The 11651-nt window shown below is 35.1% G+C and carries 9 protein-coding genes, 1 tRNA gene and 1 riboswitch; all 10 genes read left to right on the top strand.

Going from position 1 to position 11651, the window contains the following annotated elements:
- Positions 1-128 precede the first annotated feature (128 nt).
- The 10 genes from nrdD (at position 129) to K357_RS0100535 (ending at position 11649) form a co-directional block, all read left to right on the top strand.
- The gene (gene nrdD, locus K357_RS0100580) at positions 129-2279 is read left to right on the top strand and encodes an anaerobic ribonucleoside-triphosphate reductase (protein ID WP_028256967.1); all 2151 of its coding nucleotides are present in this window, start codon (positions 129-131) and stop codon (positions 2277-2279) included.
- A gap of 185 nt (positions 2280-2464) precedes the next feature.
- Entirely contained in the window at positions 2465-2974 is a 510-nt protein-coding gene (nrdG, locus tag K357_RS0100575) for an anaerobic ribonucleoside-triphosphate reductase activating protein (RefSeq protein ID WP_028256966.1), read from the top strand.
- Between the two features lie 286 nt (positions 2975-3260).
- Positions 3261-3366, top strand: a riboswitch (TPP riboswitch).
- A gap of 213 nt (positions 3367-3579) precedes the next feature.
- The gene (thiS, locus tag K357_RS0100570) at positions 3580-3825 is read left to right on the top strand and encodes a sulfur carrier protein ThiS (RefSeq protein ID WP_051211926.1); all 246 of its coding nucleotides are present in this window, start codon (positions 3580-3582) and stop codon (positions 3823-3825) included.
- 42 nt (positions 3826-3867) lie between these two features.
- Positions 3868-4437: a sulfur carrier protein ThiS adenylyltransferase ThiF gene (gene thiF / locus K357_RS08455; protein WP_051211924.1), complete on the top strand. Its 570-nt coding sequence runs from the start codon at positions 3868-3870 to the stop codon at positions 4435-4437.
- Positions 4438-4462: 25 nt separating this feature from the next.
- The gene (locus K357_RS0100560; RefSeq protein WP_028256964.1) at positions 4463-5227 is read left to right on the top strand and encodes a thiazole synthase; all 765 of its coding nucleotides are present in this window, start codon (positions 4463-4465) and stop codon (positions 5225-5227) included.
- Positions 5228-5374: 147 nt separating this feature from the next.
- Positions 5375-6559 carry a 2-iminoacetate synthase ThiH gene (thiH, locus tag K357_RS0100555; RefSeq protein ID WP_028256963.1) on the top strand — a complete coding sequence of 395 codons (1185 nt, stop codon included), beginning with the start codon at positions 5375-5377 and terminating at the stop codon, positions 6557-6559.
- 17 nt (positions 6560-6576) lie between these two features.
- Entirely contained in the window at positions 6577-7362 is a 786-nt protein-coding gene (locus tag K357_RS0100550; protein WP_028256962.1) for a thiamine phosphate synthase, read from the top strand.
- Between the two features lie 184 nt (positions 7363-7546).
- A tRNA-Ser gene (locus tag K357_RS0100545) sits at positions 7547-7638 on the top strand.
- A gap of 229 nt (positions 7639-7867) precedes the next feature.
- Complete coding sequence (locus K357_RS0100540) at positions 7868-9121, top strand: amidohydrolase (RefSeq protein WP_028256961.1); 1254 nt, start codon at positions 7868-7870, stop codon at positions 9119-9121.
- A gap of 458 nt (positions 9122-9579) precedes the next feature.
- Complete coding sequence (locus K357_RS0100535) at positions 9580-11649, top strand: polyribonucleotide nucleotidyltransferase (RefSeq protein WP_028256960.1); 2070 nt, start codon at positions 9580-9582, stop codon at positions 11647-11649.
- Positions 11650-11651 lie beyond the last annotated feature (2 nt).

Genomic DNA, 11651 nt, shown 5'->3' with positions numbered 1-11651 from the left:
AGAATTCTAATTTATGAAAAGAAACATATTATGCAATATAGGATGTGGCTAGTGTGTTTTACAATTAGTTTGCATCTGTATCTTAAATAGAGCAATTAAATAGATGGCGTATAAGGGGAGGAGACGTTATGTTGCGAGTCGTTAAACGGGATGGTACAGTAGTTGATTTTGATAAAAATAAAATTGTTGTGGCCATTGAAAAAGCAATGCACAGTAGTACTGGTTTATATGAAGAAGGTCTAGCTGATAAGATTGCTACTGAAATTGAGGAATATGCTCATAAGTTACATAAAGATATAACGATTTATGCTATTGAAGATCAAGTATATTATCGTTTGTTGGAATATAATAATCCAGCTACAGCACGTGCTTATGAAGGATATAAGGCGGTTCAAGCTTTTAAACGAAAGGTAAATACCAGTGATGAAGGTGTCCTTGGATTGTTAGATAGCACTAATATTGCCGTATTAGATGAAAATTCTAATAAAGATGCAGCTATTGTATCTACACAACGAGATTTGATTGCCGGGGAGATTAGCAAAGATATTGCTCGACGTAAACTGATTCCTGAAGATATTTTGGAAGCTCATGATAGTGGGGCTATCCATTTTCATGATATGGATTACATTATTCAACCTATGTTTAACTGTTGTCTAATTAATTTAGAAGATATGTTAACAAATGGGACTGTGATTAATGGTAAAAAAATAGATACACCTAAATCATTTCAAGTGGCTTGTACGGTAACGACACAAATTATTGCACAAGTAGCTTCAGGTCAGTATGGGGGTCAAAGTATTAACGGTATTGATCGAATTTTAGCGCCTTTTGTGAGAAAATCATATGATAAAATTTTGGCTAATGTATTAGAAGAACAAGTTGAAATTTATGGTATAGAACCTAATTTAGAAAAAGCTAAAGAAATTGCATGGAAACGTACACGTAAAGAAGTAAAAGATGGAATACAGACGATTCAATATCAAATTAATACATTAATGACTACGAATGGACAGGCTCCATTTGTTACATTATTTATGTATTTTGATCCTCATAGTGAATACGCCAAAGAAGCGGCACTTATTGACGAAGAAATTTTGGAACAACGGATTATTGGCGTTAAGAATGAAGCTAATGTATATATCACTCCGGCGTTTCCTAAATTGATTTATGTGTTAGATGAGCATAATGCGACACCAGATGCACCATATTATTACTTAACGGAAATAGCTGCTCGTTGTACAGCTAAGAGAATGTATCCTGATTATATTTCCGCTAAGAAAATGAAAGAAATTTATGAAGGTAACGTATTTAGTCCGATGGGATGTAGATCCTTTTTATCACCATGGAAAAATGAAAAAGGTGAATATGTATTTGATGGACGATTTAATATGGGTGTAGTTAGTATTAACTTACCACAAATGGCAATCTTGGCTAATGGCGATGAAGAAACATTTTTTGAAATTATGAAAAAACGATTAGAGCTTTGTAAAAAAGCACTATTATTACGCTATAATTTATTAAAAAATGTAACAAGTGATGTATCACCAATTCATTGGCAACATGGAGCCATTGCTCGCTTGAAAAAAGGCGAATGTATTGGCAAATACTTATTGGGAGGGTATGCGACTGCTTCTTTAGGATATATTGGTATTTATGAAGCTACTAGATTAATTACTGGTGAATCTAACACAAGCCCTCGTGGTAAAAAATTTGCTATGAAAATCATGGACGTTATGAATGAAGCCGTAGATTCATGGAAAAAAGAAACCAATATAGGGTTTGCTATTTATGGAACACCAGCTGAAAGTTTGACAAATCGTTTTTCATCTATTGATCGGGCTAGATTTGGTATGATTGAAGATATTACAGATAAGGGGTATTATACTAATAGCTATCATGTGAATGTACGTGAAGAGATTAATGTGTTTGATAAATTTGCTTATGAATCTGAATTTCAAAAAAAATCAATTGGTGGATGTATTTCGTATGCAGAAATTCCTAATATGACGCATAATATACCAGCGGTACTATCAATGATTCGTTTCATTTATGATAATATTTCGTATGCTGAATTTAATACAAAATCTGATTATTGTCATGAATGTGGATTTGATGGAGAAATCATTGTAAATGATGATAATGAGTGGGAATGTCCACGATGTCATAATACAAATCGTGATACATTAACTGTTATTCGTCGCACTTGTGGTTATTTAGGTGAAAATTTTTGGAATGAAGGACGCACTAAAGAAATTAAAGATCGAGTTATGCATATTTAGATGACATGTTAGGTTGCATCAGCTTACTAGACGGTATGTTTTTATATGATGCGGATTATATAATGTAAGAAAAATGCGTATATACGAGCAAGTTGATTTATATCGTGTAAAATTAAAAATAGCTATACAAGCAATTCTCATGATAAGTATTGTTTGTATAGCTATGATGATGGTAGGGATTTATTATGAGATATGGACAAATACGAAAGTATGATATAGCTAATGGAATAGGGATTCGTACGTCTGTATTTGTAACTGGTTGTACTCATAAATGTTATAATTGTTTTAATGAGTCATATCAAGATTTTACTGCAGGTGCAGAATGGACGGATACAGAAACACAGCAAGTTATTGAGTATATAAAGGATGAAAATATTCGCGGACTTACATTACTTGGGGGAGAACCTTTTCAAAATGTTGATGGATTAGTAGAATTGGTAACTAATGTACGGGCGGCAATACCGGATAAAGACATTTGGGCGTATTCTGGTTATACATTTGAAGAAATTATGGCGTGCCCTCATAAATATAGATTATTAGTATTGTGCGATGTATTAGTTGACGGATTATTTGTAGATGCATTAAAAGATCCATCGTTGCCATTTAGAGGATCATCAAATCAACGAATTATTGATATACAAAAAAGTTTAAAAGTTTCTAAGCCTGTTTTATTAGATATAGAAGAAGCTCTGTAATGGTATAATAATTTCCTAGTAATAGTAAAAGGCTATGAGGATAGGTAAAAAATTGATGCACCGTAGGCTATTCATATCAATAGGATAGTATGTTAGTAGATGTCAGTTTTTAAACAGTTTGATAGATGTTATGAAATATGAGAAATAATTTTCTATAATAATTAGTTCTTATATAGGGTTCTTATAGATTTATATCGCCAATGTTTGACTACTATAGAATTGATCGTTATAAAATAGTAAATTCCTATTGATAAATTTGAAAATTTTAGTATAATGAAAATATAATTATATATGAAAAGGGAGCTAACACTGGTTGGCTGAGAGTAAACGAATGTTTTGACCTAGAACCTGATTTGGATAATGCCAACGTAGGGATGCATAATAGAGAACAGGGATACTACATTGGTGTTCCTGTATTTTAATTATAGTGAATAGTATAGTATAGTTTATTACTAATTAATTAAATAGATATGATTAGACTGCTAAGGCACGAAGGGGCATACCACCACGGGTATGATTTCTTGGTGTCTTTTTTTAGTAACTGATTTGTATTGGTACATACTATATAGACATATATAATAATATATAGGACAGAGGTGATATGTATGAAAGATGAGTGTACACTTAGGATTAATGGACAGATGTATTCGTACTCTATATTATTGGAGCAACTTGGATATGAACAAGAAAAATCAATAACATTAGAACAGCTAATTATAGGACTAGGATATCGTTTAGAACGAGTAGCGGTTGAATATAATGGAAATATTGTTAAGCGCGATGTATGGAATCATACATTAGTCGTAGCTGGAGCCATTATAGAAATTGTATCGTTTGTTGGTGGCGGCTAATGCACAGTAGAGAGTAGTATTGTCGTTTTAGAGAGGGTATATATGGAAAATACATTAAGTCATAAGCGGGTGACAATCATAGGCGTTGGTGGAATTGGATCTCATGTAGCGGTAGCTTTGTGTCGTGCTGGAGTGGGAACCTTACGGTTAATTGACCGAGATGCGGTAGATGTGAGTAATTTGGGAAGACAATGTTATACGCATGCAGACGTTGGGATTGATAAAGTAATAGCTTTAAAAGCGTATTTAGAACAGGTTAATCCTAATGTACACATTGAGGTTGAATCACGATGGGTAAGTCAAGATACGATAGGAGATATTTTAGAGAAAGAACAATTTATTATAGAGGCAGTTGATAAGGCGACTACGAAAGCGTGGCTTACAGAGGAGATTTTGCAGTTACCTAACCTTATTTGTTTGATTGGATGTTCTGGCATGGCCGGCTGGGGTGATAGTAATGATATCCTGTGTAGACAGTTCCGTCATAATTGGTATGTGTGCGGAGACTTTCAAAGTGATATTGATGAATTGGGAAAAATTACCGCAGCTCGTGTTATGGTATGTGCCGGGCATATGGCGAATAAAATGATACAGTGTTTGAGTAATAGTTAGTGATATATAATAAGGAGACATAATAATGGATACATGGACATTAGGAAATCATACATTTACATCGCGGTTTATTTTAGGATCAGGTAAGTTTTCTTTACCTTTAATTCAGGCAGCAATCAATGAAGCTCATGCAGAAATTGTTACATTGGCATTGCGACGTGCCGTAGGTGGAAAGATAGAAAATATATTGGATTATATTCCTAATACGGTTAGTTTGTTACCTAATACGAGTGGTGCTAGAACAGCAGAAGAAGCAGTTCGCATTGCTAAATTATCAAGAGAATGTGGTTGTGGTGAATTAGTAAAAGTAGAAGTTATTGGTGATTCTAAATATTTGCTACCTAATAATTATGAAACCATAAAGGCTACAGAAATATTAGCTAATGAGGGCTTTACGGTTCTACCTTATATGTATCCAGATTTATATGTGGCAAGAGATTTAGTAAATGCTGGAGCAGCGGCAGTTATGCCTTTAGCAGCACCTATTGGTTCCAATCGTGGCTTAGAAACAAAAGCATTTATTCAATTACTAATTAATGAAGTGGATGTGCCTATTATTGTAGATGCAGGCATAGGTACACCATCACAAGCAGCGATGGTTATGGAAATGGGAGCTACTGCAGTTATGGTGAACACGGCCATTGCTACAGCTGGCGATATTCCTATGATGGCACGAGCTTTTGGACAAGCCGTTGAAGCAGGCCGTTTAGGATATTTAGCAAAATTAGGACGCATATTAGATTCGGGGGCTGAAGCATCATCTCCATTAACAGGATTTTTGATAGATTAAGTGGTTTTCTTAATCTGCTTGCGTGATAATTTAAATAGTTAGAATTTTGTGATGTATATTAGTCGTATGTTTAGCTTGGTCGACCATTTATACATGAATAGGTGATAGTAAAGTAAACATATTGCTAATTAGAATAGGAGTTTTTATATGAATGGAGTTGCTATTCCGAATAATAAAACAGATCATATGAAATATATGCCATATATGGATCAAATTGATAGTACTGTACGTGAATCTGTAATCACAGCTATGAATGCTTATGATTATTGTAATTATACAGAAAAAGATGTAAAGAGAGTCTTACAGAAAGATATCTTATCAGTGCAAGATTTTCAAGCCTTATTATCACCTGCAGCAGAACCATTTCTAGAAGAAATAGCGGCAAAAGCGGCCTCTGTTCGTCATCGTTATTTTGGTAATAATGTACAATTATTTACACCTTTATACATTTCCAATTATTGTGAAAATTATTGTGTATATTGTGGATTTAATTGCCATAATAATATTCACCGAGCTAAATTGAATGAAGCTGAAATTATTATTGAATTAGAGTCCATTGCGAAAACTGGATTGCAAGAAATTTTGATTCTAACTGGTGAAAGTGAATATTGGAGCGATATAAAGTATATTGGACGTGCTTGTGAATTAGCTAAACAATATTTTTCGGTGGTGGGCATTGAAATCTATCCGACTAATATAGAAAATTATCGTTATTTACATGAATGTGGTTGCGACTATGTTACTGTATTTCAAGAAACATATAATGATAAAAAATATGAAACTTTGCATTTGGGAGGCAATAAACGTATTTTCCCATATCGCTTAGAAGCACAAGAGCGAGCACTTATGGGTGGCATGCGTGGAGTTGGCTTTGCGGCTCTATTAGGCCTTGATGATTTTAGAAAAGATGCGTTTGCTACAGGATATCATGCATGGTTATTACAACGAAAATATCCACATGCAGAAATTTCTATTTCTTGCCCTCGATTATGTCCTATCGTTAATGATGCTACTATTAATCCTAAAGATGTTCATGAAACACAATTATTGCAAGTTATATTAGCCTATCGGTTGTTCTTACCATTTGCTAGCATTACGATTTCTACGCGAGAAAAACCTACTTTTAGAGATCATGTTATCACCTTGGGAGCAACTAAAATATCAGCTGGTGTTAGCACAGGCATTGGTAGTCATGGGGGCATTAATCAAGAAGAAGCTGAAGGCGATGCACAATTTGAAATTTCTGATAGTCGCAGCGTAGAAGAAGTGATGAAGGCCATTAAAGATAAAAACATGCAACCAGTGATGAGCGATTATATTTATGTAGGATAAAAGACGGGTGAATTAAGATGTATCCTATTACTATTATTAGTAATCGAAGATTAGCCAAGAGACCCTTGAAAGATCAAATTACGTATATAATAGAGTGTCATAAAGATGCAATTCATCATAAAGAACATCTACATTTCTATGAAGATTCACATTGGATTACAAATTATGGGGATTGTCAAATTATTATTAGAGAACCTGATATGGATCATGATACGTATTGGCAATTAATTGATGAGTTACTCCCCACAATGAATCAGTGTCGGATGCTTATTCATGGAATGATGGTGCAAGGATTAGAAGATATAGATAGAATTGTTACTCGAGACTTGTATGTTCATATGCCATTGTATTCATTGCAAGATATGATAAGAAAATTTGGTAAGTCTATAGATACAAGTCCTATGATTGGTCGATTTTTATTGAAACATATTAAAGGTACGTCGATTCATTCCGTCGGGCAATGGGAAAGTTGGCTTGCCTATGTAAAACAGTACTCTATTACAGGTTGGGACTATATCCTCATCAGTCCTGTATTACCTACATCATGTAAACCTAATGCTATAGCGTTGGGTAAATCTGGAGTAGTATCGATTATTAATGAAATACATACTAATTGTGGTGATATAAATTTAGATAGGAACTATGATACTAGAGATATGGATATAGTTTATAAAACTAAAAATGACAAGACATTACCTTTTAGAATATATGCATTAGGTGGAGTTACAAGTCATACCTATCAAGATGTATTAACATGGGGTGTTGATGGTATTGCTATGATGAGTGAAGCTATGACAATCTAATTAGTAGTATAAGTTCACTTTGTTTTATAAGATGAAGTGATGGTAATTCGATGTCTGTTGTATTACTACTCACATTATATGTAAAGATGGACCGTTTATTGTATGTAAATTTATAAATTTGCAGATTTATAAAAATTTGGTTGACATCTATTTGATTACAAGGTATACTCATAAAGTACCTTATGGAGAGCTGTCCGAGTGGCTTAAGGAGCATGATTGGAAATCATGTGTGCGGTGAACTCCGTACCCAGGGTTCAAATCCCTGGCTCTCCGCCAAAAGTAAAGGCATCAGTGCATGGCACTGATGCCTTTTTTGTATATCAGTTGTATAGATTTTAAAGGGGCAGACAATGGAATTTTTATAAATGATAGGTATGCATTGACCTTAGCGTATGGATATGATTAGTTAAGTTATTACAGGCATTATATTGTAGTTACTATGAGGAAAGAGTATACTGTAACTGTTAATATATTTGGAGTATACATTAAGAAAGTAGGTGCTTTTATGCGATTAATAGAGAAGGTAGAATCTATTATTATAGGTGAATTGCCTGTCTTAAAAGAGGTATATATACATATCCATCAAAATCCTGAGCTATCTATGCAAGAATATGAGACTAGTTCTTATATAGCTAATCAACTAAAAGAATTAGACATTGATGTTACTGAAGGGATAGGAGGCACTGGTGTAGTAGCCATCATTCGTAATGGAGAAGGTCCTACTATTATGCTTCGCGCTGATATGGATGCCTTGCCAATGAAAGAGTCTAACGGCTTATCCTATGCTAGTGTCAAGACTATGATTGATCGCAAAGGAAATGAAACGCCTGTATCACATATGTGTGGACATGATATGCATGCTACTATGCTATTGGGTGCTGTTACCGTATTGGCCAAGAAAAAAGATGCCTGGTCTGGGACTATTGTAGCCATCTTTCAACCAGGAGAAGAAACGGCAGAAGGGTCACAAGCCATGATAGATGATAATTTGTTGGCCCATATTCCTAAGCCTGAAGTTATATTAGGACAGCATTTAATGTCTTTTAAATCGGGAACTGTTGGCTATCGACCAGGTCAAATTTTGACAGCTGGAGATAGTTTAAAAGTAACCTTCTTCGGGGCAGGAGGGCATGGGGGCATGCCAAATAATGCGATTGATCCTATCGTTATGGCCGCTTCGGCAGTGGTTAGATTGCAAACTATTGTGGCTCGAGAAGTGGCACCACAAACACAGGCAGTACTTACTATTGGTGAATTTCATGCGGGCAAAGCAGAAAATATTATTCCTGATGAAGCCTATATTAAATTGAATATTCGTACTATTGATGAAAGCGTTAGAGCTCATATGTTAGAGGCAATTAAACGGATTTGCAATGCAGAAGCGCAAGCGTCAAAGGCACCTAAAATGCCAATATTTGAAGAAATTAATAATTATCCTCTTACAGTTAATGATGTAGTTGCTACTGAAAAGATAGAAAAAGAGTTTGCTTTGACATTTGGTGATGATGCTTTTGAAATGAGTCCGTTAGGTGCTAGTGAAGATTTTAGTCGTTATGGGCGTGCTTGGCATATACCGTATGTATATTGGTTTGTTGGGAGTACTGCGCCTGAATTATATAATAAAGCAGAAGCCAATGATGATATCGGCAGTCTACCAGGACCGCACTCACCATTTTGGGTGGTTGATTTAGAAACAACATTAGTTACGGGAATGAAAGCCATGCTTTCAGCAGTGGGAGCTTGGTTCGATAAAAAATAATCAGATATAGTTCAGAAACTTTACATTTCTATGATAGTAAGATACTAGGACTCTATTTTCTTTGCCTTAACACTTGATAATAAAAGAATACTTGAAATATGGAATAATGCTTAATTAGTATGAAAGTGTATGGGAATATATAGGGTGTTTTATAGTACGTATTATATAATGACATAGATAGATTTATGCATAGGTTGTAATAAGACGTATACGTCTTATTATGACCTACTATATTTTTAAAGATTTATATAATAAAGAAAAAATTTTAAACTTAATCTATCAGGGAAAGATATAGTTAACAATCATATTAATCTTATATCGTGTATTGCTACTAGTAGCGACTAGTGTTTTACATGTAAGTTGTTTGTGAATTAATTGATGAGATTTTTGTATAAATGATTAGGTCATGCTATAATAATAAAGATTATAATATACAGTGATTAAGAGGAGGAATTGGAATGGAAGAATTCCAAATGCAATTAGCTGGTCGAACACTTTCTATTGAAACTGGCGAATTGGCAAAACAAGCAAGTGGCGCTGTTATGGTACGATATGGTGATACCGCGGTATTAGTAACAGCAACAGGTTCTAAAGATGCGAAAGATATTGATTTCTTTCCATTAACAGTGGATTATGAAGAAAAAATGTATGCCGTAGGTCGTTTGCCAGGTGGATTTATTAAACGTGAAGCACGTCCACCAGAAAGTGCTATCTTATTTAGTCGCTTAATTGATCGACCAATTCGTCCTTTATTTGATAAAGGTTGCCGTAATGAAGTTCATGTAGTGGCAACAGTTATGTCTGCAGATCCAGATAATGCACCAGAAATTTGTGGTATGATTGGTGCCTCATTAGCATTGGCCATTTCTGATATTCCATGGGCAGGCCCTGTTGCAGGGGTACGAATGGGGCGTGTTAATGGCTCGCTGGTAGTGAATCCAACAGTTGAAGAATTAGCAATCTCAGATTTGAATGTAGTAGTGGCTGGTACAAAAGATGCCATTTTGATGGTTGAAGGTGGCGCCGAAGAAGTCCCAGAAGAAACTTTATTAGAAGTTATTATGGCGGCGCATGAAGAAATTAAAAAAATTGTAGCTTTCCAGGAAGAAGTTATAGCTAAAGTTGGCAAACCTAAACGTGTATTTCCAACAAAAGAGATTTCAGAAGATATAGTGAATGCTGTTAAAGACTATTGCTATGAAGCTTTAGATAAAGCCGTTCGATGTGTCGATAAACAGCAACGTGATATGCAACAAGAGGCTGTATGGAATGATGTGGAAGCTCATTTCACAGATATATATGCAGATGATATGGATCAGGTGCATATGGCGTTTGATAAATTAATTAAAGAAATTGTACGGCATATGATTACGGTGGAAAAAATTCGTCCAGATGGGCGTAAGCTAGATGAAGTACGGCCAATTTCATGCCGCACAGGTCTATTAGCACGTACACATGGATCAGGCCTATTTACACGTGGACAGACACAGGTGTTAAATGTTTGTACATTGGCGCCTCTTTCTGAAAAACAAACAATTGATGGTATTGGCGCTGAAACAGAAAAACGATATATTCATCATTATAATTTCCCATCCTTTTCAGTAGGCGAAACTCGTTCCTCGCGCGGTCCAGGACGTCGTGAAATTGGACATGGTGCCTTGGCGGAACGCGCATTAGTTCCTGTTATTCCATCGGAAGAAGAATTTCCTTATACATTGCGCTTAGTGTCTGAAGTATTAGAATCGAATGGCTCTAGCTCTATGGCATCTGTTTGTGGTAGTACTTTATCGTTAATGGACGCAGGTGTACCTATTAAAGCACCAGTAGCAGGGATTGCAATGGGTCTTGTGACACAAGGTGAACATTATACCATATTGACAGATATTCAAGGTATGGAAGATGCTTTGGGAGATATGGATTTTAAAGTAGCTGGTACTGCTAAAGGCGTTACAGCCATTCAAATGGATATTAAAATTTCTGGTTTGTCCCGTGAAATATTAGAAGAAGCACTACAACAAGCTCATATTGGCCGTATGCATATTATGAACATTATGCTTGATACTATTTCAAAACCTCGTGATACTATGTCACAATGGGCACCACGAATCATTACCATGCAAATTGATCCTGATAAAATTAGAGATGTGATTGGCACAGGTGGTAAAGTGATTCGGAGCATAATTGAAGAAACAGGTGCTAAAATTGATATTGATGATAATGGATTAGTATCCATCGCTTCTGTTGAATCTACTGGTGCAGAGAAAGCTGTAGAAATTATTACTAATATTGTTAAAGAACCTGAAGTGGGCGAGACTTATTTAGGTACTGTTACTCGTTTAATGCAGTTTGGTGCATTTGTAGAAATTTTACCTGGTAAAGAAGGATTAGTTCATATTTCTAAATTAGCTAAAGAACGAGTAGAAAAAGTAGAAGACATTGTTAATGTAGGTGATCAGATTATGGTCAAAGTGATTGAAATTGATGATAAAGGTCGTATTAATTTATCTCGTAAAGACTGTTTGAAATAATA

Origin of the sequence: Veillonella montpellierensis DSM 17217 (assembly GCF_000426745.1) — a bacterium.
In the GTDB taxonomy this organism is placed as follows: domain Bacteria; phylum Bacillota; class Negativicutes; order Veillonellales; family Veillonellaceae; genus Veillonella; species Veillonella montpellierensis.
The sequence above is the reverse complement of the archived record's forward strand: the minus strand, read 5'-3'. Positions and strand labels throughout refer to the sequence as shown.